Genomic DNA, 22,877 nt, shown 5'->3' with positions numbered 1-22,877 from the left:
TTTTTTTTTTGTGTTTTTGTGTGCGTGCGGAGATTCCACCCCCGTTCGGGTTGGTTTTTCCCCCCCCCCCCCCCCCCCCGGGGGGGGGGGCGGGCCCCCCCCCCCCCCCCCCCCGCCCCTCCCCTTTTTTCGTCGTGTCCGCACCACGGGCGGGGCAAGGGGGCGAGGGGGCCGCGCCTATTCGTGCGGCGGGGTGCAGGGCAGTGCGCGCCGCCGCCTCCGGTCCCGCCGCTCGCGGAAGCGGCGGAAGGCCTCGTCCCTGAGGCGCATCCCCAGCTGCTCGGCGCGCAGGAACCACACGCGCGCGGGACGCACGAGCCTCTGGGCCCACCGGAACTCGGTGCTGAAGATGACCAGCCCCAAGATGACCGACGCCAGCCCCGGGCCGGGGATCACCATCATCAGGAGCCCGGCGAGGACCACCAGCGTGCCGACCGTGCCGACGAGGATGCGCCAGGGCAGGTGCAGCGCCGGGTGGGTGTGCATGCGCCTGCGGAAGAGGCGGAGCCTGGCGCGCAGCCGTCGCCACCGCCTCGCGTGGGCACGGCGGGAGGGGGATGTCTCCGGGGCCGGTGGGCCGGTCGGTGGGCTCGGTGACATGCGCTCACAGTATTCGGTCGCAGAGACTGGGTGTATTCGGGTCCGCGGTGGCCGGTGGTCGGATGTCTGCTGATTCTCACCGATCTCGAACCTCGGATCAATGGTCTTTGGTATGGCTGTGGACAGCTTCCCGAAAGGTGACGTTCTTTGACAGAACGTCTTCCCAGGGGAAGGCGAGTCCCTTCTGTCACCGTTCCCCCGGGATGGGGCGGGCTGGGCGGGCACGGCCGAATTCCCCGACCGAATCACCGGGGGCGGAGCCGTTCCGGGCGCGCCCGACGGGGCCGCGCGGCGCCCCGGGAAGGGACCGCGCGGGCCCCGGACGCACGCCTCCGGACCTGTGGACGGCCGGGGCGGAGCCACCCCGGAGCCGATAGCATCGTGGGGAAAACGCCTGGCCGCCCCACGGGGCGGTCGGTACGCGTTAGACCGCGATCCACGTCCTTAGGAGTCACCGTGTCCGCCGCGCCTGAGCTGCACATCACCCTCGCCGGAACCCCGCGTGCGGTGGCGGCCACCACTACGGCGGGGCAGGCGCTGGAGGCCGACGGCAGGACCGTCGTCGCGGCGCTCGTCAACGGCGAGCCGCGCGACCTGGACCGGGAGCTGCACGAGGGCGACGTCGTCGAGCCGATCGCGATCGACTCCGACGAGGGCCGGGCGATCCTGCGCCACTCCACCGCGCACATCCTCGCGCAGGCGGTCCAGGAGCTCTTCCCGGAGGCCCGCCTGGGCATCGGCCCGCCCGTCGAGAACGGCTTCTACTACGACTTCGACGTCGCCGAGCCGTTCACCCCCGCCGATCTCAAGGCCATCGAGAAGAAGATGCAGCAGATCATCAAGCAGGGGCAGCGCTTCGACCGCCGCGTCGTCACCGAGGAGGGCGCACGGGCCGAGCTGGCCACCGAGCCCTACAAGCTGGAGCTGATCGGCCTCAAGGGCGGCGCCACCGAGGCCGCCGAGGGCGCCGGGGTCGAGGTGGGGGCCGGCGAGCTCACCGTCTACGACAACGTCCACCCGCGCACCGGCGAGCTGTGCTGGAAGGACCTGTGCCGCGGGCCGCACCTGCCCACCACCCGGGCCGTCCCCGCGTTCAAGCTCATGCGCACCGCCGCCGCCTACTGGCGCGGCAAGGAGACCAACCCGCAGCTCCAGCGCGTCTACGGCACCGCCTGGGAGACCAAGGAAGCCCTCAAGGACTACCTGACCTTCCTGGAGGAGGCCGAGAAGCGGGACCACCGCAAGCTCGGCGCCGAGCTCGACCTGTTCTCCATCCCGGACGAGATCGGCTCCGGCCTCGCCGTCTTCCACCCCCGGGGCGGCATCGTCCGCCGGGTGATGGAGGACTACTCGCGCAAGCGGCACGAGGAGAGCGGCTACGAGTTCGTCTACTCCCCGCACGCCACCAAGAGCACCCTGTTCGAGAAGTCGGGGCACCTGGACTGGTACGCGGACGGCATGTACCCCCCCATGAAGCTCGACGGCGGCCAGGACTACTACCTGAAGCCGATGAACTGCCCGATGCACAACCTGATCTTCGACGCGCGCGGGCGCTCCTACCGCGAGCTGCCGCTGCGCCTGTTCGAGTTCGGCACCGTGTACCGGTACGAGAAGTCGGGCGTGGTGCACGGCCTGACCCGGGCCCGGGGCTTCACCCAGGACGACGCCCACATCTACTGCACCGAGGAGCAGATGGCGGACGAGCTCGACTCGCTGCTGACCTTCGTGCTGGAGCTGCTGCGCGACTACGGCCTGGACGACTTCTACCTGGAGCTGTCCACCAAGGACCCGGAGAAGTACATCGGGGACGACGCGGTCTGGGAGGAGGCCACCGCCACCCTGCGCGAGGCCGCCGAGAAGCAGGGGCTCGCACTGGTCATGGACCCGGGGGGCGCCGCCTTCTACGGCCCCAAGATCTCGGTCCAGGCCAAGGACGCCATCGGCCGCACCTGGCAGATGTCCACGATCCAGCTGGACTTCAACCTTCCCGAGCGCTTCGACCTGGAGTACACCGCGCCGGACGGCTCCCGCCGGCGGCCGGTGATGATCCACCGCGCCCTGTTCGGCTCCATCGAGCGCTTCTTCGCCGTCCTGCTGGAGCACTACGCGGGCGCCTTCCCCGCCTGGCTGGCGCCGGTGCAGGCGGTGGGCATCCCCATCGCGGACGAGCACGTGCCCTACCTCCGGGAGGTCGCGGCCAAGCTGCGCGCCGAGGGCATCCGCGTCGAGGTGGACGCCGGGGACGACCGCATGCAGAAGAAGATCCGCAACGCCCAGAAGCAGAAGGTGCCCTTCATGCTGCTGGCCGGCGACGAGGACATCAGCAAGGGCGCGGTGTCCTTCCGCTTCCGTGACGGGTCGCAGAACAACGGGGTGCCGGTCGACGAGGCCGTGGCCGAGATCGTCGCCGCCGTCCGCGAGCGCCGGTAGGGCGTCGCCGCGCCGCCGGGGAGGAGCCCCGGGCGGCGCCGGACGCGTACGGCAGGGCGCCCACCCGGTCCTCCGGGTGGGCGCTTCCCCGTTCCGCCCGTCGCCGCGGCCGCGGCGACGGGGTCAGCGCTGCTCTCGCGGCGCCGTGGACTCGTCGTCGTCCCGGAAGAGGTCCGCACGGGAGATGCGCGCGGTCGCGTTGGGGTCCGGGGCGTTCTGCTCCTCCTCGTCGTCACGGAAGAGGTCCGCGCGCGAGATGCGGTGCGTCGCGTTGGGGTCGCTCATGAGGGTTGCTACTCCTAGTCGCTTCGGGGCACAGCGGATCCTATCCGTCTCCTGTGGGGGAGTCCGCCTGCTCAGGTTCGGGTGCAGGGAGCCGTGACCCCGGTCAGGGGCCCGCGGGGTGCCGCTTCCACGCCTCCGCGGGGATGCGCTCCACCAAGTCGATGAGGTAGTCGGCGGCGGTGAGGGACCGGTTCGGGTCCAGGCGCATGGCGGCCCAGGTGAGGACGTAGTCGCCGCTGAAGCGTACCGGCAGCGACCGCGACCGCGGATCCGAGAGCAGCCACGCGGTCATGGCGCGGTCGAGGACGGCCCGGGCGAACCCGGTGTCGCCGACGGCGTGGAAGGCCCTGTCGAAGGCGTCGTCGGACGGGGTGAGGCGGTCCCTGCGGCGGATCTCCAGCTCGGCGTTGGGGCCGGGGGTGCGGACCGCGACGATGCGGTAGGTCTGGCGGCCCCCGGCCGCGCCGTCCCTCGGCTTGTGCGTGTGCTCGAAGATGACGACCGGGTGCCGGCCGCGGCGCCCGGAGAGGACGTGCTGGACGCGCGGGTGGGGGCCGTTGGTGGAACGCGGCAGGACCGCTTCGCCCAGCGGGGCCGGCCGGTGCTCGGTGTAGGTCCACCCGTGCTCCCGGGCCCAGCCGCGGAGCTCCGCGACGCGTTCCTTGCGAAAGTGCGCGGCGACCGCGATCGCGCCGGCCGACACCACGACGACGACCAGAGCGATCACAGGCAGGGCGCCTTCCATCCGGTGTCTCCTCCGGCTGGGGAACGTGGGGCGGCCGAGGACCCGAGGGGCCCGCTGCGGCGGGCCGGGCCTTCCGGGTCCGGAAAGCAAGGGACCCGCTCCGGCCGTACGGGTCCATTCTGTGCTCATTGCTGTTACTTGTCACCCCTTGGCGCTGTTCCCCGGAGACCCGTGGAGTTCACGTACCCGTGGAGCCGTCCTCATACCCTCCCGAAACATGTGAAGCACCGACGAAAGTAAATGCGAACCCCCGGTGGCGACCTGCGTGAAAGCCCGTGGCCGACGCGTCCGCGGGCATTCCCGGGCGCCGGTCGGCGCGCTTTCTCCAAATCCCCCAGAACTGCCGGTGATTCAATAGGCACTCAGGGTGAGAATTGTCCGGAACCGGTCACGAGGGGCCGTCCGTGAACCGCGGCCCGAAACGCCGTTCCCCGGCGGGCGGCGCGGTCCGCCGGACGCGCGGCGCCAGGAGGGCCCGGGCGCCGCCGGCCCCGCGGCCCCGGAACGGCCCCAGGCGCAGGTCCGGCGCCGCGCCGGTCCCACGGCGGTCGCGCAGCGGCGCGGGCCGGCGGCGCCGCCCCGGCCCGCGTCCCCCGGCGACACTCCCGACGCGCCGTCGCGGACGCGCGCCCGTTTTGTGGCACACCTCGCACGGGACCGGGGTCGGGCGGCGAGACCGGGGGTGCTTTTTGTGGGGTTCCCACAACACAGCAGATCCGCCATGGGCGATTCGGGACATTGCTGTCCCCGGTGGAGATCGAGCAAGGTATAGATAGGTGGAGGCGACGCTCCGGGCTTTGGAGGTCGCCTTCTGTGCGTGGGTACTTGGGAGGCTCAACCGGTGTTCAGTCGTGTCGCCATCGTCAACCGTGGAGAGGCCGCGATGCGCCTCATCCACGCCGTTCGGGATCTTTCTGCGGAGATTGGGACGCGGATCGAGACGGTCGCCCTCTACACCGACGCCGACCGCAACGCGACCTTCGTCCGCGAGGCGGACATCGCCCACTCGCTGGGCCCGGCCTCGGCGCGCCCCTACCTCGACCACGCCGTCCTGGAGCGGGCCCTGGTCGAGACCGGGGCCGACGCCGCCTGGGTCGGCTGGGGGTTCGTCGCCGAGGACCCGGCCTTCGCGGAGCTGTGCGAGAAGATCGGCGTCACCTTCGTCGGGCCGAGCGCGGAGGCCATGCGCAAGCTCGGCGACAAGATCGGCGCCAAGCTCATCGCCGAGGAGGTCGGCGTCCCCGTCGCCCCCTGGAGCCGCGGTGAGGTCGCGACGCTGGAGGACGCCCTGCGCGCCGGGGACGAGATCGGCTACCCGCTGATGCTCAAGGCGACCGCGGGCGGCGGCGGGCGGGGCATCCGCATGGTCGCCTCCGGCGAGGACCTGGCCGAGGCCTACGAGCGCACCAGCCAGGAGGCGCTGCGCGCCTTCGGCTCCGGCGTCGTCTTCCTGGAGCGCCTGGTCACCGGGGCCCGGCACGTCGAGGTCCAGGTCATCGCCGACGGCCAGGGCACCGCGTGGGCGCTGGGCGTCCGCGACTGCTCGGTGCAGCGGCGCAACCAGAAGGTCATCGAGGAGTCCGCCTCCCCCGTCCTGCGCCCGGAGCAGACCGCGGAGCTCAAGGCCTCCGCCGAACGCCTCGCCGTGGCCGTCGGCTACCGGGGCGCCTGCACCGTGGAGTTCCTCTACCACCCGGGCGAGAAACTGTTCGCGTTCCTGGAGGTCAACACCCGGCTCCAGGTCGAGCACCCGATCACCGAGATCACCACCGGCACCGACCTCGTCCGGCTGCAGCTGCAGGTGGCGAGCGGTGAGCGGCTGGAGGGCGTCCAGCCCTCCGAGACCGGGCACGCCGTCGAGGCACGCCTCAACGCCGAGGACCCCGACCGCGACTTCGCCCCGGCGCCCGGCCGCATCGCCCGCCTGGTCCTGCCCGCCGGCCCCGGCATCCGCGTCGACACCGGTGTCAGCGAGGGCGACACCATCCCGGCCGACTTCGACTCGATGATCGCGAAGATCATCGCCTACGGCCGCGACCGCGAGCAGGCGCTGGCCCGCCTGCGCCGCGCGATGGCCGAGACCACCGTCATCATCGAGGGCGGCGCGACCAACAAGGGCTTCGTCGTCGACCTGCTCGACCAGCCCGAGGTGATCGACGCCAGCGCCGACACCGGCTGGATCGACAGGGTGCGCGCCGAGGGCCGCCTGACCAGCCACCGGCACGCCGCCGTCGCCCTGGCGGCCGCCGCGATCGAGGCCTACCAGGACGAGGAGGACGCCAGCCGCCGGCGGCTGCTGTCCACCGCCCACGGCGGCCGTCCGCAGGTGCAGCACGAGAGCGGCCGCCCGCTGGACCTTAAGCTCCGCGGAGTGGGCTACCGCGTCGGCGTCGCCCGCGTCGGCCAGGGGCGCTTCCGCGTCGGGGTCTCCGGCGGCGGCGACGTGCATCCGGCGGACGTCGAGGTCGAGCGCTTCGACGAGCACAGCGGCCGCATCGTCGTCAACGGCCGCCGCTTCCGGCTGGTGACGGCCACCCACGGGCCGATCCACCTGGTGGAGGTCGACGGGGTTACCCACCGGATCAGCCGCGACGAGGGCGGCGTCGTGCGCTCGCCCGCGCCCGCGCTGGTCGTGTCGACGCCCTTGGCCGTCGGTGACGAGGTCGAGTCAGGCGCGCCCATCCTGGTGCTGGAGAGCATGAAGATGGAGACGGTGCTGCGCGCGCCGTTCCGTGCCCGGGTGCGCGAGTGCCCGGTGGCGGTGGGCAGCCAGGTCGAGTCCGGCGCCCCGCTGATGCGCCTGGAGCCCCTCGCTGACGAGGGCGCGGAGGACGGCGCCGGGGCCACCGCCGAGACCGTCGAGATCGAGCTCCCCGCGGAGCCCGCGGCGGTGTCCGCGGCCGAGCGGGTCGAGCGCGGACTCCAGGACCTGCGCAGCCTGCTGCTCGGCTTCGACGTGGACCCCCACGACCGCCGGCGCGTGCTGGCGGACTACCTGGCCGCGCGGGCCGAGCTGGGCGGACGGCCCGTCGAGGGCGAGCTGGAGCTGATCACGGTCTTCGCCGATCTGTCCGAGCTGAGCCGCAACAAGCCGGCCGGCGACACCGAGACCGAGCCGCGCAGCCCCGTGCACAGCCCGCGCGAGTTCTTCCACAGCTACCTCCAGAGCCTGGACGTCGAGCGGGCCGGGCTCCCCGAGGGCTTCCGGACCAAGCTCCGCACGGTCCTCGCCCACTACGGCATCACCGACCTCGACCGCACGCCCGAGCTGGAGGCCGCGGTCTTCCGGATCTGCCTGGCGCTCCACCGGATGCCGACCGACGTCGCGGTCGTGTCGGAGCTGCTGCGCCGGTGGCTGGCCGGGCCACTGCCCCTGGAGTCGCTGGGCGAGCGGGCCGGACGCGCCCTGGAGCACCTCGTCGAGGCCACGCAGGTGCGCTTCCCCGCGGTGTCCGACCTCGCCCGCGGTGTGGTGTTCCGCTGGTTCGCCCAGCCGCTGCTGCGCCGCAACCGCGCCGAGGTGTACGCCTCCGTGCGCGACGGGCTGCGCTACCTGGACCGCAACCCGGACGCGCCGGACCGCGCCGAGCGGATCCAGACCATGGTGGCCAGCGCCGAACCCCTGGTCAGGCTGATCGGCCAGCGGATCGGGCGGCCCGGCCGCGACCACGCTCCGCTGCTGGAGGTCCTGACCCGCCGCTACTACGGCAACCGGGGGCTGTCCGACGTCACGGTCCGGGAGGCCGCGGGCTGCCGGTTCGTCACCGCGGACCACACCGGCCCCGACGGGGCCACGCGCCTGGTCACCACCGCGGTCGACATCGCCTCCCTGCCCGACGCCGTGGGGGCGGTCGGCGGGTTCGCCGACGACGCCGCCGAGCGCGGCCTGGTCGCCGACCTCTACGTCACGTGGGACGGCCAGCCGGACGCCGACGAGATGGCGGTGCGGCTCGGAGGGATCCTCGCCGAGAACCCGCTCCCCCCGGGCGTCCGCCGGATCACCACCACCGTCGCGGGCACCAGCGGCGCGGTGATGCACCACCACTTCACCTTCCGGCCCGGCGACGGCGGCCTCACCGAGGACCGGCTGATCCGCGGGCTGCACCCGCAGATCGCCCGCCGCCTCCAGCTGCAGCGGCTGCGCGAGTTCGACCTCACGCGCCTGCCGTCGGCCGACGAGGAGATCTACCTCTTCAAGGCCGTGGCGCGCGGCAACCCGGCCGACGAGCGCCTCATCGCGATGGGGCAGGTCCGCGACCTGACGCCGCTGCGCGACGCCGACGGCCGCCTCGTCGCGCTGCCCGTGGTGGAGGACACGATCGCGGGCTGCCTGGACGCGATCCGCAACATCCGGGCGCAGGGGCCGCAGAACCGGCGCTTCGACACCAACCGGATCATGATGTACGTCTGGCCGGCGACCGAGCTGACCCCCGAGGAGCTCGACACGCTGGTCCAGCGCATCCTGCCCACCACGGAGGGGGCCGGACTGGAGGAGGTCCAGTTCGTCGCCCGCCAGCGCACCGCCGAGGGCGAGCTGACCGAGGTCGCCGTGCGGATCACCCTCGACCCGGGCCACGGCGCGCGCATGCACGTCGACAAGCCCTCGACCGAACCGGTGCCGCCGCTGGACGACTACCGCCAGAAGGTGCTGCGCGCGGCCCGCCGAGGCACTGCCTACCCGTACGAGCTGACCGGCCTGCTCGCCGGCCCGGAGGGCCGTTTCGTCGAGCACGACCTCGACGCGCACGGCGTCCTCGCGCCGGTGGACCGGCCCAGGGGCGGGAACACCGCGGCGATCGTCGCGGGCGTCGTCACGACGCCCACCGCGCGCCACCCCGAGGGCGTCACCCGCGTCGTGCTGCTCGGGGACCCCACCAAGGCGCTGGGCGCGCTGTCGGAGCCGGAGTGCAGGCGGGTCATCGCCGCGATCGACCTGGCCGAGCGGATGCGGGTCCCCCTGGAGTGGTTCGCGCTCTCCGCGGGCGCGCGCATCTCGATGTCCTCGGGAACCGAGAACATGGACTGGGTCGCGGCCGCCCTGAAGCGGATCGTCACCTACACCCAGGACGGCGGCGAGATCAACATCGTGGTCGCGGGCATCAACGTCGGCGCGCAGCCGTACTGGAACGCCGAGGCGACGATGCTCATGCACACCAAGGGCGTCCTCGTGATGACGCCGGACTCGGCGATGGTGCTCACCGGCAAGCAGTCGCTGGACTTCTCCGGCGGCGTGTCGGCCGAGGACAACTTCGGCATCGGCGGCTACGACCGCGTGATGGGGCCGAACGGCCAGGCCCAGTACTGGGCGCCCAGCCTGCCGGCCGCCCGGGACGTGCTGATGGCGCACTACGACCACACCTACGTGGTCCCGGGGGAGGGGGCGCCGCGCAAGGCGGACACGGTCGACCCGGTCGACCGCGACGTCTCGGACTTCCCGCACGAGATCGAGGGCAGCGACTTCACCACGGTCGGCCAGATCTTCTCCGCGGAGCACAACCCGGACCGCAAGAAGCCGTTCGACATCCGCACGGTGATGCGCGCCCTCTCCGACCAGGACCACCTGGCGCTGGAGCGCTGGGCGGGGATGGCCGACGCCGACACGTCGGCGGTCCAGGACGTGCACATCGGGGGCTGGCCGGTCTGCCTGGTCGGCATCGAGTCGCGGTCGGTGGCACGGCGCGGCTTCCCGCCCACCGACGGGCCGGACACCTACACCGCGGGCACGCTGTTCCCGCGGTCGTCGAAGAAGACCGCGCGGGCGATCAACGCGGCCTCCGGCAACCGGCCGCTGGTCGTGCTGGCCAACCTGTCCGGGTTCGACGGTTCCCCGGAGTCGATGCGCAACCTCCAGCTGGAGTACGGCGCCGAGATCGGCCGGGCGATCGTGAACTTCGACGGGCCCATCGTGTTCTGCGTGATCTCCCGCTACCACGGCGGCGCGTTCGTGGTGTTCTCCAAGGCGCTCAACCCGAACATGACGGTGCTGGCGCTGGAGGGCTCCTACGCCTCCGTGCTCGGCGGCGCCCCCGCGGCGGCCGTGGTGTTCTCCGGCGAGGTGAACAAGCGGACGGCGAACGACCCGAGGGTGACGGAGCTGCACGCCCGGGTCTCGGCGGCCGACGCCGCCGAGCGCGCGGCGCTGAACGCCCGCCTGGCCGAGGTGCAGTCCGCGGTCAGGGCGGAGAAGCTCGGCGAGGTCGCCGCGGAGTTCGACGCGGTGCACAGCATCCAGCGCGCCGTCGAGGTCGGCTCGGTGGACGCGATCATCAGCGCCGCCGAACTGCGGCCGAGGATCATCGAGGCCATCGAGCACGGCATGAAGCGCTGACGTCCCGCGGGACCGGCCGTGCGGGGGCACGGCCGGTCCCGGTGTTCCCGGGGCCGGGAGGGCTCAGGGCCAGGCGACGACGACCCGGGTGTGGCGCTTGTCGACGACGAACCCGTCCGGGAGCGCCCGGTCGGGGGTGCCGGCCGGGTGGACGGTGAGGACCGGGCCCGGACCGGACCGGTGGTCGCGGTCCCAGTCCCGCACCCGTCCGGCGAGCCGGGCCGCGAGCTCCCCGGCGCGGCGCCCGTGCGCGTGGACGACGAACTCGGGCCCCGTCCCGGCGTCCGCGGGCCGGGGCGCGCCCAGGTAGGCGAAGCCGCCGCCCTCCGCCAGGGCGGGGGAGCCCGTGCTCCGAGCGGGAAGGACCAGACGGCGGGCGACGGCCCGCGGCGTGGCGGTGAGCAGGCAGAAGCCCGGAAGGGCGGAGGCCAGCCACAGGTCCGGTCCGGCGAAGGGGTCGGAGGGGCCGGGCGCGACCCCCGAGCGCAGGTCCACCCGCGGGGAGGCCAGCGCGTCCGCCAGGGGCGCCGCGGCGGGGGCCGGACCGTCCTCGACGACCAGGCCCACCTCGTCGCCGTGCAGCGGTACGCGGAGCGCGGTGCTCTCACCCGCCCCCTGCATCGGCACGAACCCGCACGGTTCCTCGGACCGGCTCACGAGGTGGCCGCCGTCCGGTTCCAGGGCGAGGGAGAGGGTGAGGCCGTGCAGGCGGAGCGGTGCGACGATCCGGCCGCCCGGGGCCAGCTGTCCGGGCCACGCGGGCGGGATGTCCCAGGTCCCGACGGTGACGACGATCCGGTCGAAGGGCGCGCGCTCGGGGAGGCCGAACTCGCCGTCCGCGAGGACGACGTCCACCCGGCCGTGTCCCGCCCCGTCCAGCGCGGCGCGGGCCCGCGCGGTGACGCCGGGGTCGATGTCGACGGTGGTGACCGAGCCCGCGGGCCCGACCAGTTCGCTCAGCAGGGCGGCGTTGTAGCCGCCCGAGCCGATCTCCAGGACGCGGTGGCCCGGTTCGACCCGGAGCTGGTCGAGCATCGTGGCGACCATGGCCGGTTGGGAGACCGAGCTCGTGGGAAGCCCCGCGGAGTCCGTCCGGGTGACGACGGGGATGTCGGCGTAGGCCCGCTCCAGGGAACGGCCGGGGAGGAAGAGGTGGCGGGGCACTGCCCGCAGGGCGGCCTCGACCCGGGGCGCCAGGGGGCGGCCGAGCCGCGCGCTCCGGGCCGCGACCTCGTCCGCCAGGGCCTCGCGCAGGCGTTCGGGGGTGTTCGCGTCGTCGTCCACCGTGTCCTCCTCCGCGGCCGGGGCGAGGGGCAGGACCCCATGATGGCACCTCCTCCGCGATCGGCCCCGGACCTTCCGGGCACGGCGCCGGGGTCCGCCCCCGCGGTGACGGGCCGGCCCTCCCGGCCGCCCGGCCGCCGCCCCGGGGGCGGGCGGGCGCCCGCGCGTCACAGCGGCGCCACTCCCGGTCGGTCTAGGCGGGGAGCCCCAGCTCACGGGCGATGAGCATCTTCTGCACCTCGCTCGTGCCCTCGCCGACCTCCAGGATCTTCGCGTCGCGGTAGAACCGGCCCACCGGGTAGTCGTTCATGAACCCGTAGCCGCCGAACACCTGCGTGGCGTCGCGGGCGTTGTCCATGGCCGCGTTGGAGGCCAGCAGCTTCGCGATCGCCGCCTCCTTCTTGAACGGCTCGCCCGCCAGCATGCGCGACGCCGCGTCGTAGTACGCCAGCCGCGCCCCGTGCACGCGCGACTCCATCTCGGCGATCTTGAACTGGATCGCCTGGTAGTGCCCGATCGGGTGGCCGAAGGCGTGCCTCTCGTGGGCGTAGCGCACGCTCTCGTCCACGCACCCCTGCGCCAGGCCGACGGAGAGCGCGGCGATGGCGATGCGGCCCTCGTCCAGGATCCGCAGGAACTGCGCGTACCCGCGTCCGCGCTCGCCCACCAGGTTGGCCTCGGGCACCCGGCAGTCCTCGAAGACCAGCTCGTTGGTGTCGGAGGCGTTCCACCCGACCTTGGAGTACTTCTGGCCGACGGAGAAGCCCGGCGTGCCCTTCGGCACCAGGATCGAGGAGATCTCCGGCCGCCCGTCCCCGCGCCGGCCCGTGACGGCGGTGACGGTGACGAGGGAGGTGATGTCCGTGCCCGAGTTCGTGATGAACGACTTGGTCCCGTTGATCACCCACTCGCCGCCCTCCAGACGGGCGGTGGTCCGGGTCGCCCCGGCGTCGGAGCCCCCGCCCGGCTCGGTCAGCCCGAAGGCGCCGAGGGCCTCCCCGGAGGTGAGGCGGGGCAGGTGGGCCTTCCTCTGCTCGTCGGTGCCGAAACGGTAGATGGGCATGGCGCCCAGCGACACCCCCGCCTCCAGGGTGATGGCCACCGACGAGTCCACCCGGGCGAGCTCCTCCAGGGCCAGGCACAGGGCGAAGTAGTCGCCGCCCATCCCCCCGTGCTCCTCGGGGAACGGCAGCCCGAACAGGCCCATCCGGCCCATCTTGGCGACGATCTCGTACGGGAACGCGCCCCGCTCGTAGAAGTCGCCGATCACCGGGGCGACCTCGGTCCGGGCGAACTCCTCCACGGCGGCCCGCAGGTCGGCGTGCTCGGTCGACAGCTCGTGACGGCTCATGACGTGTGCTCCTCGCTGGTGGCGGGGGTGGGAACGGACGGGTCCGGCGTGGCGCCGCCGGGCCCGGCCCGGACGGGTTCGACGGTGACCAGGGGCGCGTCCATGGGCACGGACGCGCCCGGCCGCACCGCCACGCCGGTGACGGTGCCGTCGAAGGGGGAGGGGACGGAGTGCTCCATCTTCATGGCCTCCACGACGGCGAGCGGGGTCCCGGCGAGGACCGCCTGGCCGACCTCCACGGGGACGGCGAGCACCGTCCCCGGCATGGGGCTGCGCACGGTGCCGTCGACCGCCGCGTCGTCGTCGCGCAGCGCCGCCGCCACCGGCTCCTCGTGCAGGGTCCACGCGGTGCCCCCCGCGCCCAGCCACAGGTGCCCGGTGGCGGGGTCGCCGGCGCGCGCGTAGGTGCGGGTACGCCCCGCGTGGGTGACGGTCAGGCGGGATCCGTCCGCGGAGCGGCGTGCCGTCGCCGGGGCGGGCGCGCCGTCGTCCACCCGCACCAGGTAGGCGCCGGACACCCCGCCCGCCCCCCGCGCGGCCCCCGCCCCGTCGCGTCGGACCCGGACGACCGCGGAGTCGTGCCGGGGCGCCCGCAGACGCCACGGGGTCCACGCCGGGCCGCCCATCCGCCACCCGTCGGGGGTGGCGAACCGGTCCGCCGCGGGGCCCTCCCCTCCGGGTTCGAGGTCGAGCTGGCGGTCCAGGGCCGCCGCCGCGTACACGTGCTCGGGAAGCGCCCCGGGCGCGGACTCCGGCGGGTCCGTCTCGATCAGGTCGGTGCTCAGGTCGCCCGCCGCCACACGCGGGTGGCGCAGCAGCCTGCGTAGGAACGCGGTGTTGGTGACGCACCCCAGCAGCGTGTACGCGCCCAGGGCGGCGTCCATCCGGCGCAGTGCCTCGGCCCGGTCCGGGCCCCACGTGATGACCTTGGCGAGCATCGGGTCGAACGCGGAGGTCACCTCGCCCCCCGCCGCGACACCGGAGTCCACCCGGGCGCCGGAGGGCTCGGACAGTGCCAGGACGGGGCCGCCGGTGGGCAGGAACCCCCGGTCGGCGTCCTCGGCGTAGATCCGCGACTCCACCGCGTGCCCCTGCCAGGACACGTCGTCCTGGCCGAAGGGGAGGGGGTCGCCCAGGGCGATCCGGACCTGGAGCTCGACCAGGTCGATGCCGCGCTCGCCGCGGATCGCGACGACCTCCTCGGTGACCGGGTGCTCCACCTGGAGCCGGGTGTTCATCTCCAGGAACGAGAACGAGAGCTCCGGCTCCCCGCCGTCCCCGGACGCCTCGGCGATGAACTCGACCGTCCCCGCGCCCGTGTAGCCGCACGAGCGCGCGGCGGCCACGGCCGCCCCGCCCATGGCCTCCCGCTGGGCGGCGGTGAGCAGGGGGGACGGGGCCTCCTCCACCACCTTCTGGTGGCGGCGCTGGAGGCTGCACTCGCGCTCGCCCAGGTGGACGACGTTGCCGTGGCCGTCGGCGAGGACCTGCACCTCGATGTGCCGGGGCCGCCGGACCAGGCGCTCCACCAGCAGGGTGGGGTCGCCGAACGACGCGAGGGCCTCCCGTCGGGCGGCAGCGGCGGCGGCCACCAGGTCGTCGGGGGAGTGGACGGCCCGCATGCCCTTGCCGCCGCCGCCCGCGGACGGCTTGATGAGCAGGGGGTAGCCGGTCTCCGCGGCGGCGTGCAGCAGCGCGTCGTCGTCCAGCGGCCGTCCGGGCTTCTCGGTGAACCCGCCCAGGACCGGCACGCCCGCGGCGGCCACCGTGTCCTTGGCGCGGATCTTGTCGCCCATCGCCTCGATCGCCGGGGCGGGGGGCCCGACGAAGACCAGGCCCGCCTCGGCGCAGGCCCGCGCGAACCCGGCGTTCTCGGACAGGAAGCCGTAGCCGGGGTGCACCATGGAGGCGCCCGACTCCAGGGCCGCCGCGACGATCGCGCCGGGGTCCAGGTAGCCGTCCACGCGCAGGGCCAGGTCGGCGGCGAGCGTGTGGGGGGCGCCGGCGTCGGCGTCGGTGTGCACGGCGACCGAGCCGATCCCCATGCGCTTCAGGGTGCGGATGATCCGCAGGGCGATCTCGCCCCGGTTGGCGACCAGCACGGTCGCGGGGGAGTGGGACGTTCGTGGCGTCGTGGTCAAGGGTTCCTCACATCCGGAAGACGCCGTAGCCCACCGGGTCCAGTGGCGCGTGGCGGGCGGCGGACAGGGCCATGGCGAGCACGTCGCGGGTGTCGGCGGGGTCGATGACGCCGTCGTCCCACAGGCGTGCGGTGGAGTAGTACGGGCTGCCCTGCTCCTCGTACCGGTTGCGGATGGGCGCCTTGAAGGCCTCCTCGTCCTCCGCGGACCACGCCTCGCCGCGCCCCTCCAGCTGGTCGCGGCGGACCGTGGACAGCACCGAGGCGGCCTGTTCCCCGCCCATCACCGAGATGCGGGCGTTGGGCCACATCCACAGGAACCGGGGGGAGTACGCCCGGCCGCACATGCTGTAGTTGCCCGCGCCGAACGATCCGCCGATGACGACGGTGAACTTGGGGACGCGCGCGCAGGCCACGGCGGTGACCATCTTCGCCCCGTGCTTGGCGATGCCGCCCGCCTCGTAGTCGCGGCCCACCATGAACCCGGAGATGTTCTGGAGGAAGACGAGGGGGACGCCGCGCCGGTCGCACAGCTCGATGAAGTGGGCGCCCTTGAGGGCGGACTCGGCGAACAGGATGCCGTTGTTGGCGATGATCCCGACCGGGTGGCCGTGGAGGTGGGCGAACCCCGTGACCAGGGTCGTCCCGTACTCGGCCTTGAACTCGGTGAACTCGCTGCCGTCCACGGTCCGGCCGATCACCTCCCGCACGTCGTACGGGGTGCGGGTGTCGGCGGGGACCACCCCGTAGAGCTCGTCCGGGTCCAGCGCGGGCGGCCGTGGCGCGCGCGTCTCCCACGCGGGCGGGCCGGGCGGGCCGAGGGTGTCGGCGATGCGCCGCACGATGGCGAGCGCGTGGGCGTCGTCGTCGGCCAGGTGGTCGGTGACCCCCGACACCCGCGAGTGCAGGTCGCCGCCGCCCAGCTCCTCGGCGGTCACGACCTCGCCCGTGGCGGCCTTCACCAGCGGGGGACCGCCCAGGAAGACGGTCCCCTGGTCGCGGACGATGACCGCCTCGTCGCTCATCGCCGGGACGTAGGCGCCGCCCGCCGTGCACGAGCCCAGCACAGCCGCGATCTGCGGGATGCCCAGTTTCGACATGGTGGCCTGGTTGTAGAAGATCCGGCCGAAGTGATCGCGGTCGGGGAAGACGTCGTCCTGCATCGGCAGGAACGCGCCGCCCGAGTCGGCGAGGTAGACGCACGGGAGGCGGTTGTGCAGCGCCACCTCCTGGGCGCGCAGGTGCTTCTTGACGGTCATCGGGTAGTAGCTGCCGCCCTTGACCGTGGCGTCGTTGGCGACCACGACCACCGGCCGGCCCATGACCCGGCCCACGCCGGCGATCATCCCGGCGCCGGGCGCGTCCCGGCCGTCCTCGCCGTAGAGCCCGTCGGCGGCCAGCGGGGAGATCTCCAGGAAGGGGGAGCCGGGGTCGAGGAGGAGGTCGACGCGGTCGCGCGGCAGGAGCTTGCCGCGCCCGACGTGCCGTGCCCGGGTCTTCTCCGGGCCGCCCAGCGCCGCGGCGGCGATCCGCTCGCGCAGCTCCAGGGCGAGGGCGCGGTTCGCCGCGTCGTTGGCGGCGAACGCGGGCCCGGCGGTGTCCACCGCCGAGCCGAGCACTGATGCCCTGCTCATGGTGTCCTCTCGTGGAGGGATGTTAATGCTCACTAACAACCGTGATGTTAGTAACTACTAACATGGGTGTCCAGGGCCCGGGAGGCGCGCGTCACCCGGAGCCACCCGCGGGTGAGGAGAGGCGGAGCGGATGGGGCCGAGACCGACGGGCGAGCGCCGGACGGCGATCCTGGGCGCGGCGGCGGGGCTCTTCGCCGAACGCGGCTACCGGGGGGTGTCCATCGACGACCTCGGCCGCGCCGTCGGCACCACCGGCCCCGCCCTGTACCGGCACTTCCCCGGCAAGCGGGCGCTCCTCGGCGAGGTGCTGGTCGACATCAGCGACCGCCTGGCGAGGCAGGGCAGGGAGCTGGTGGCGGAGGCGGCGAGCGCGGACGGCGCCCTGGAGGCGCTGCTGCGCGGGCACATCGCGTTCGCCCTGGACGAGCCCTCCCTGATCACCGTGCACGACCGGGAGCTGGGCAACCTCACCGAGCCCGACCGGCGGCGCGTGCGCCGCCTCCAGCGCGGCTACGTCGAGGAGTGGGTGGGCGTGCTCGCCGAACTCCGGCCGGGGGCGTCCCCGACCGTGCTCCGCGCCGCCGTGCACGCCGTGTTCGGCCTGCTCAACTCCACCCCCCACAGCAGGGGCGAGCTGTCCCGCCCGCGCATGGCCGAGCTGCTGCTCTCCATGGGCCGCGCCGCCCTCACCTCCCCCGACGCCGCGCCTCCGCCCGCGTAGCGCCCGCGCCTCCGGGCCGCGGTGCTGCCGCGCCGCCGTGCTGCCGTGCCCGTGTGCCTCCGGACCGCGGTGCCGCCGTGCCCGCGCGCCTCCGCGCCCTTCGCCGCGCCTTCCCGCCGCCGGGTCCCGCGGTCCGGCCGCGGGTGCCGGGATTTGGGGGAGGCGATGCCGTGGGGTGACCCCGGCCGGGGTAGACCCGCCGGACACCGATCCGGGGAGGCGGACATGAACGTGGTGACCAGGGGTTTTCGCGGGCGAGGGGGGCAGGACCCCGCGAGGGTGCCCCCGGGGCAGTACGAGACGCACGACTTCCCCGTGCTGTCCGCCGGACCCACGCCCCGGGTGGACGAGGAGGAGTGGACCTTCTCGGTCGAGGCGGAGACGGGGCAGACGCGGGTGTGGACCTGGGAGGAGTTCCGGGCCCTGCCCCAGGAGCGCCCCCGCGCCGACATCCACTGCGTCACCCGCTGGTCGAAGCTGGACACCGACTGGGAGGGCGTCAGCCTCGACGTCCTGCTGGAGGACGTGGAGACCACCGCCGAGTACGCCCTCGTGTCCAGCTACGGCGGCTACACGACGAACCTCCCGCTCCAGGACCTCACCGACGGGCAGGCGTGGATCGTGCACGCCTTCGACGGAGAGCCGCTCGCCCCCGAGCACGGGGGGCCGGCCCGGCTGATCGTGCCGCACCTGTACTTCTGGAAGTCGGCCAAGTGGGTGCGCGGGATCAGCCTGCTCCACCAGGACGAGCCCGGGTTCTGGGAGCAGGCCGGGTACCACGACTACGGCGACCCGTGGCGCGAGCAGCGCTACCGGGGCGACTGATGGTCGCGTGGCGGCCCGCGACCCTGGTGGCCGACCGCTGGGAGACCGACAGCGCCCGGACGCTGGTGCTCGACGTACCCGGCTGGCCCGGCCACCGCGCGGGCCAGCACGTGGACGTCCGGCTGACCGCCGAGGACGGCTACACCGCCCAGCGCGGCTACTCGGTGGCCTCGGCCGACGAGGGGGAGCGGATCGAGCTCACCGTGCAGCGGGTGGAGGGCGGGGAGGTCTCCCCCTACCTCGTGGACGTGTTCGCGCCGGGGGACGCCGTGGAGGTGCGCGGCCCGCTGGGCGGCTGGTTCGTGTGGGACGCCAAGTCCCCCGACCCGGTGGTCCTCGTGGGCGGCGGCTCCGGGGTGGTCCCCCTGATGGCGATGGTGCGCGAGCGGCGCAGGGTGGGGAGCAGGGCGCTCTTCCGGTTCCTGTACTCGGTGCGCACGCCTGAGGACCGGTACTACCGGGGGGAGCTGGGCGCCCACCGGCCCGGCGACGGGGGAGTGGACCTGTTCGTCGCCCACACGCGCCGGGCCCCGGAGGCCTCGCCCCGCGGACCCGGGCGCCTGGGCGCGGCCGAGCTGAACACCCACGGGTTCCCGCCCGAGTTCGCCCCGGTGTGCTTCGTGTGCGGGCCGACCGGTTTCGTGGAGACGGCGTCCGACGCCCTCGTGGCCCTGGGTCACGACCCGAGACGGGTCCGGACCGAGCGGTTCGGATCCGGTGGAGGTGCCAGATGACCGAACCGGAGCACGTCGACGCCAACGCCCTGGCGGGCCCGCTGTCGGAGATCCTGTCCGTGGACCTGACCGCCGCCGAGCGGCGGTGCTCGGTGTGCGGGGCGTGCGGGGTGTTCGCGGAGCTGCACGTGACGGTGGACGGCCCGGGGCTGGTGGCGAGCTGCCCGGTGTGCCGGACCCTGGTCCTGCGGCTGGTGCGCACCCCCGACAGCGTCTGGGTGGACCTGGGCGGGACGGGGGTCGTGCGGGTGCGCCTGCAGACGTGAGCCGGGGGCCCGAGGCGGGCGGCGGCGAACGGGGGGGGGGGGGGGGGGGGGGGGGGGGGGCGGGGCCGGGGGGGGGGCGGGGGGGGGGGGGGGGGGGCGGCCCCCCCCCCCCCCCCCCCCCCCCCCACGGGAGTGCGCCGGGTCTCCCCTCGGAGGGGTCTCCCGGCGGCTCGGCTACGGCTGCGCGCCGGCCGCGCCGGAGGGCTTGGCCGGTGCGGCCGCGTCGGCGGGCGCCTCCTCCGCGGAGGCCCCGGCCGGAGCTTCGACCACACCGGCCGGGGCCTCCGCCGGGGCGGCGGCGTCGGCGGGCGCGTCCTCCTGCTGCCCCCCGGGGCCGGTCGCCCCGTCGGGAGCGCCGTTCCCGTCTGCGGACCCGGGCGCCTCGGCGGCGGGTCCCGCCTCCTGGTCCGGGGCCTGCTGACCGGGCGCCTGCTGTCCCGGGGCCTGCTGTCCGGGGGCCCCTTGGCCCGGCGCCTGCTGTCCCGGCGCTCCCTGGCCCGGGGCCTCCTGGTTCGGCCCGGCGGGACCGGTCGGCCCCTGCGTGCCCTCGGGGGCCTCCTCCGCGGGAACGTCCGCCGGAACGGGGTCGGCGTCCTTCCCGGGGTCGGAGGCGCCGCGGTCGATCCAGTCCGCGAGGGCCTGGGCGGTGACGGCCTCGAAGCTCCCGTGGGGAGACCATTCCCCCGGGCCCTCCGCCGAGGCGGCGAGGGCGGCGCCCGCACCGAACACGGTCAGCCCTCCGGCCAGGGCGGTGGTGGCGGCGATCCTGGTGAACGCACGCATGCGTTTTCACTGCTCCTTCCAGGTCAGACGGCGGCACTTTTCGTGATCGTGCCGTTACATACAGTTACCCAGTGTTCCGGATCGCCGGTCATCCCCGGGTTTCGCGGGGTTGAAGGACGCGTATGCCTTTCCCTCCCCGGGCCAAGAGGCGACAAAGTCCCCGGGACCCCCGGCGGGAAACGTCCCGGATCGCCGCCTGCGGTCGTACATTTGGCCGCGGTGAAATGGGTACGCCTGCGTCCAACGTCCCCCAGACACACCATGACGTCCCGTACCACGACACGGAGAAGGAGCGGTGTACATATGTCTCGGCCTCGGATCGTGGTGGTCGGCGCGGGTTTCGGTGGACTCCACACCCTGCGTCACCTCGAACGCCGTATCCCGACGGGGGCGGCCGACATCGCCCTCGTCGCCCCGCACGACTACATGCTCTACAGCCCGCTGCTGCCCCAGGTCGCGTCAGGGCTGCTCACACCCCAGTCGGTCGCCATGTCCGTGCACCGGCTCACCAGGGAGACCAGGCTCGTCCCCGGACACGCCGTCGGCGTGGACACCCGTGACCGCGTCGTCCTCGTCCGCCGGCCCACCGGTGAACTCGCGCCCGTCCGCTACGACCGGCTGGTGCTCGCGCCCGGGGGGCTCACCCGGGCCTTCGACATCCCCGGGCTCACCGAGCACGCCTACGGCGCCAAGACCCTGGCGGAGGCCGTGCTCCTGCGCGACCACGTCCTCGCCCAGCTGGAACTGGCCAACGACACCCGCGACCCCGCGGAACGGGAGGAGCGCTGCCGCTTCGTCGTGGTCGGCGGGGGCTACACCGGTGTCGAGACCGCCGCGTCCCTGATGCGGCTCTGCCAGGAGGCGGCCAAGCGCTATCCGGAGCTGCGCCCGGTGATCCGCTGGCACCTCGTCGACATCGCGCCCAAGGTGCTGCCCGAGCTCGGCGACCGGCTGGGCCGCAAGGCGCTCGACCTGCTGCGCTCCCTGGGGATCGAGGTCAAGCTCAAGGTGTCCGTGCGCGAGGTGAGCGCCGACAAGGTGGTCCTCACCGACGGCCGGGCCCTGCCCTGCCGGACGCTGATCTGGACGGCGGGCGTCTCGCCGAGCCCGCTCATGGAGACCCTGGACAGGCCCACCCAGCGAGGCCGCCTGGAGGTGGACGCCGACCTGCGCGTGCCCGGGGCCCCGGAGGTGTTCGCCATCGGCGACGCCGCGGCGGTGCCCAACCTCGCCCAGGACGGCGGCGCCTACTGCCCGCCGACCGCGCAGTACGCCACCCGTCAGGCCGCCACCGCCGCCGAGAACGTGGTCGCCTCCCTGCTGGGGCGCCCGCTGCGCGATTTCCGGCACAAGGACATGGGGCTGGTGGTGGACCTGAGCGGCAGGGACGCGCTCGCGCGGGTCCTCAAGTTCGACCTGACCGGCCTCCCCGCGCTGGGCGTCACCCGCGGCTACCACATGATGGCGGTGCCGTCCCCGACCGCCCGGGCCCGCATCCTGGCCAACTGGGGGATCCGGGCGTTCACCGGCGGCGAGGTGTCGCGGCTGGGCTTCGCCGACGACGGCCGCCCCTCGTCGTTCGTCGCCAACGAGGCGGTCGACTACCTGGACGCCGCGTCCGCGGGCAAGGAGGGGGCGCGCCTGCTGGAGAACGAGCGGGAGCGCTACGGAGAGGACTGAGGCCGCGCGGGCCGGCGGCGTGCGCCGGGCCCCGGGCGGGGCCCGGCCGCCGGGGCTCCGGCGGCCGGCCGGGGCGTGTCGGGCCGCGGCGCGGGGGTCCGGGGCGCCTCCTAGGAGCGGACGAGGCGGGCGATGGCCTCGGACGCCTCGCGGACCTTCTCGTCGGCCTCCTCGCCGCCGTTGGCGACGGCGTGGGCCACGCAGTGCTTGAGGTGCTCGTCGAGGATGGCGAGGGAGAAGGACCGCAGCGCCTTGTTCACGGCCGACGTCTGGGTCAGGATGTCGATGCAGTACTGGTCGTCCTCGACCATGCGCTGGAGCCCGCGGATCTGCCCCTCGATCCGGCGCAGCCGGTTGATGTGACTCTGCTTGTCGTTGCTGTAACCGTGGGTCGCAGCCATGCTCCCGCTTCCGTGTCGTTCCTGCCCAGATGCCATTACCGTACCCCCTACGGGTATCCAACCGCGGGGGTGTGGAACGCATTCCGCCGTCCCGGCCCCGTGCACGTGGTGGTCAATGCGGCCGTAGTAGGAGTTTCCCAGACGAACGAGGGTCGATCGCCTCGCCGTCCCGGGCCGTAAACGTCCGGTCTGGTCTGGGCAAGCCCGGGGCCGGGGGCTTGCCCCCGCCCCCGGCCGAGCCGACGATGGCCGTATGAGCGAAAGCGCCGAGAACGACATCATGGCCACCATCCGGGGACTGATGGACGAGGAGCACGCGCTCCGCTCCGCCCCCGGGGGTCTGGAGCCGGAGGAGCGCGGCCGCATGGAGGAGGTGGAGTCCGCGCTGGACCAGTGCTGGGACCTGCTCCGTCAGCGGCGGGCCCGCAGCGAGTTCGGCCAGGACCCCGACGAGGCGCGGGTCCGCCCCGCCTCCGAGGTCGAGAACTACCGCCAGTAGCCCCGGCGGATCAGGACACCCCGCGGCGAAACTTCATGTGCCCCGTGAGCGTCAACACGGTGACACCGGCGCCGGGGGGGGGGGGGGGGGGGGGGGGGGCGCCCCCCCCCCCCCCCCCCCCCCCCCCCAGCGGGAGGGAGGAGCCCACCACCACACGCGGGGGGGCGGCCC

General features: G+C 74.1%; 17 protein-coding genes. 8 read left to right on the top strand and 9 right to left on the bottom strand.

From position 1 onward, the window contains the following. Window positions 1–177: 177 nt before the first annotated feature. Window positions 178–486 carry a PGPGW domain-containing protein gene (locus tag ACIRPH_RS22430; RefSeq protein WP_344184921.1) on the bottom strand — a complete coding sequence of 103 codons (309 nt, stop codon included), beginning with the start codon at window positions 484–486 and terminating at the stop codon, window positions 178–180. A 570-nt stretch (window positions 487–1,056) separates the two neighbouring features. Between ACIRPH_RS22430 and thrS the strand changes: the two genes are divergently transcribed. After that, window positions 1,057–3,030 (top strand): threonine--tRNA ligase, encoded by a 1,974-nt coding sequence (gene thrS / locus ACIRPH_RS22425; RefSeq protein WP_402917274.1) that lies wholly within the window; start codon window positions 1,057–1,059, stop codon window positions 3,028–3,030. Between the two features lie 123 nt (window positions 3,031–3,153). Here the strand turns inward: thrS and ACIRPH_RS22420 are convergent, their stop codons facing one another. Beyond that, the gene (locus tag ACIRPH_RS22420) at window positions 3,154–3,315 is read right to left on the bottom strand and encodes a hypothetical protein (RefSeq protein WP_402917272.1); all 162 of its coding nucleotides are present in this window, start codon (window positions 3,313–3,315) and stop codon (window positions 3,154–3,156) included. 103 nt (window positions 3,316–3,418) lie between these two features. Next, the gene (locus ACIRPH_RS22415) at window positions 3,419–4,060 is read right to left on the bottom strand and encodes a hypothetical protein (RefSeq protein WP_402917270.1); all 642 of its coding nucleotides are present in this window, start codon (window positions 4,058–4,060) and stop codon (window positions 3,419–3,421) included. An 841-nt stretch (window positions 4,061–4,901) separates the two neighbouring features. Between ACIRPH_RS22415 and ACIRPH_RS22410 the strand changes: the two genes are divergently transcribed. Continuing rightward, window positions 4,902–10,388 (top strand): carboxyl transferase domain-containing protein, encoded by a 5,487-nt coding sequence (locus ACIRPH_RS22410; RefSeq protein WP_402917268.1) that lies wholly within the window; start codon window positions 4,902–4,904, stop codon window positions 10,386–10,388. A gap of 63 nt (window positions 10,389–10,451) precedes the next feature. Here ACIRPH_RS22410 and fxlM read toward each other — a convergent pair whose 3' ends face one another. The 4 genes from fxlM to ACIRPH_RS22390 all read right to left on the bottom strand — a co-directional run bounded on the left by fxlM (window position 10,452) and on the right by ACIRPH_RS22390 (window position 16,782). Beyond that, the gene (gene fxlM / locus ACIRPH_RS22405; protein WP_402917266.1) at window positions 10,452–11,672 is read right to left on the bottom strand and encodes a methyltransferase, FxLD system; all 1,221 of its coding nucleotides are present in this window, start codon (window positions 11,670–11,672) and stop codon (window positions 10,452–10,454) included. A 193-nt stretch (window positions 11,673–11,865) separates the two neighbouring features. Continuing rightward, the gene (locus ACIRPH_RS22400; protein ID WP_402917264.1) at window positions 11,866–13,023 is read right to left on the bottom strand and encodes an acyl-CoA dehydrogenase family protein; all 1,158 of its coding nucleotides are present in this window, start codon (window positions 13,021–13,023) and stop codon (window positions 11,866–11,868) included. Then, the gene (locus ACIRPH_RS22395; RefSeq protein WP_402917262.1) at window positions 13,020–15,164 is read right to left on the bottom strand and encodes an acetyl/propionyl/methylcrotonyl-CoA carboxylase subunit alpha; all 2,145 of its coding nucleotides are present in this window, start codon (window positions 15,162–15,164) and stop codon (window positions 13,020–13,022) included. The genes ACIRPH_RS22400 and ACIRPH_RS22395 overlap by 4 nt, the downstream gene beginning before the upstream one ends. A gap of 7 nt (window positions 15,165–15,171) precedes the next feature. Continuing rightward, window positions 15,172–16,782 (bottom strand): carboxyl transferase domain-containing protein, encoded by a 1,611-nt coding sequence (locus ACIRPH_RS22390; protein ID WP_402917812.1) that lies wholly within the window; start codon window positions 16,780–16,782, stop codon window positions 15,172–15,174. Window positions 16,783–16,927: 145 nt separating this feature from the next. Between ACIRPH_RS22390 and ACIRPH_RS22385 the strand changes: the two genes are divergently transcribed. The 4 genes from ACIRPH_RS22385 (at window position 16,928) to ACIRPH_RS22370 (ending at window position 19,343) form a co-directional block, all read left to right on the top strand. After that, the gene (locus ACIRPH_RS22385; protein ID WP_402917260.1) at window positions 16,928–17,518 is read left to right on the top strand and encodes a TetR/AcrR family transcriptional regulator; all 591 of its coding nucleotides are present in this window, start codon (window positions 16,928–16,930) and stop codon (window positions 17,516–17,518) included. A gap of 225 nt (window positions 17,519–17,743) precedes the next feature. Continuing rightward, entirely contained in the window at window positions 17,744–18,343 is a 600-nt protein-coding gene (locus tag ACIRPH_RS22380; RefSeq protein WP_402917258.1) for a sulfite oxidase-like oxidoreductase, read from the top strand. Continuing rightward, the gene (locus ACIRPH_RS22375) at window positions 18,343–19,077 is read left to right on the top strand and encodes an FAD-binding oxidoreductase (RefSeq protein WP_402917256.1); all 735 of its coding nucleotides are present in this window, start codon (window positions 18,343–18,345) and stop codon (window positions 19,075–19,077) included. Before ACIRPH_RS22380 ends, ACIRPH_RS22375 begins: the two co-directional genes overlap by 1 nt. Continuing rightward, entirely contained in the window at window positions 19,074–19,343 is a 270-nt protein-coding gene (locus tag ACIRPH_RS22370) for a DUF6510 family protein (protein ID WP_402917254.1), read from the top strand. The genes ACIRPH_RS22375 and ACIRPH_RS22370 overlap by 4 nt, the downstream gene beginning before the upstream one ends. Window positions 19,344–19,517: 174 nt before the next feature. Here the strand turns inward: ACIRPH_RS22370 and ACIRPH_RS22365 are convergent, their stop codons facing one another. Then, on the bottom strand, window positions 19,518–20,126 hold the full coding sequence (locus tag ACIRPH_RS22365) for a hypothetical protein (protein WP_402917252.1): 609 nt from the start codon (window positions 20,124–20,126) through the stop codon (window positions 19,518–19,520). Window positions 20,127–20,429: 303 nt separating this feature from the next. On the opposite strand from ACIRPH_RS22365, the gene ACIRPH_RS22360 reads away from it, so the two are divergent. Next, window positions 20,430–21,806, top strand: coding sequence for an NAD(P)/FAD-dependent oxidoreductase (locus ACIRPH_RS22360; protein WP_402917250.1), 1,377 nt, complete (start codon window positions 20,430–20,432; stop codon window positions 21,804–21,806). A gap of 110 nt (window positions 21,807–21,916) precedes the next feature. Here the strand turns inward: ACIRPH_RS22360 and ACIRPH_RS22355 are convergent, their stop codons facing one another. Continuing rightward, a complete protein-coding gene (locus ACIRPH_RS22355) occupies window positions 21,917–22,207 on the bottom strand; it encodes a metal-sensitive transcriptional regulator (protein WP_267948783.1) in 291 nt (96 codons plus the stop codon). Window positions 22,208–22,460: 253 nt separating this feature from the next. Here ACIRPH_RS22355 and ACIRPH_RS22350 point away from each other — a divergent pair, with 253 nt between their 5' ends. Beyond that, window positions 22,461–22,706: a DUF2630 family protein gene (locus tag ACIRPH_RS22350; protein ID WP_402917248.1), complete on the top strand. Its 246-nt coding sequence runs from the start codon at window positions 22,461–22,463 to the stop codon at window positions 22,704–22,706. Window positions 22,707–22,877: the final 171 nt, after the last annotated feature.

Origin of the sequence: Nocardiopsis sp. NPDC101807, from assembly GCF_044766605.1 — a bacterium.
GTDB lineage: Bacteria > Actinomycetota > Actinomycetes > Streptosporangiales > Streptosporangiaceae > Nocardiopsis > Nocardiopsis tropica.
Note: the sequence above shows the minus strand (reverse complement) of the source record. Positions and strands in the feature narration are given on the sequence as shown.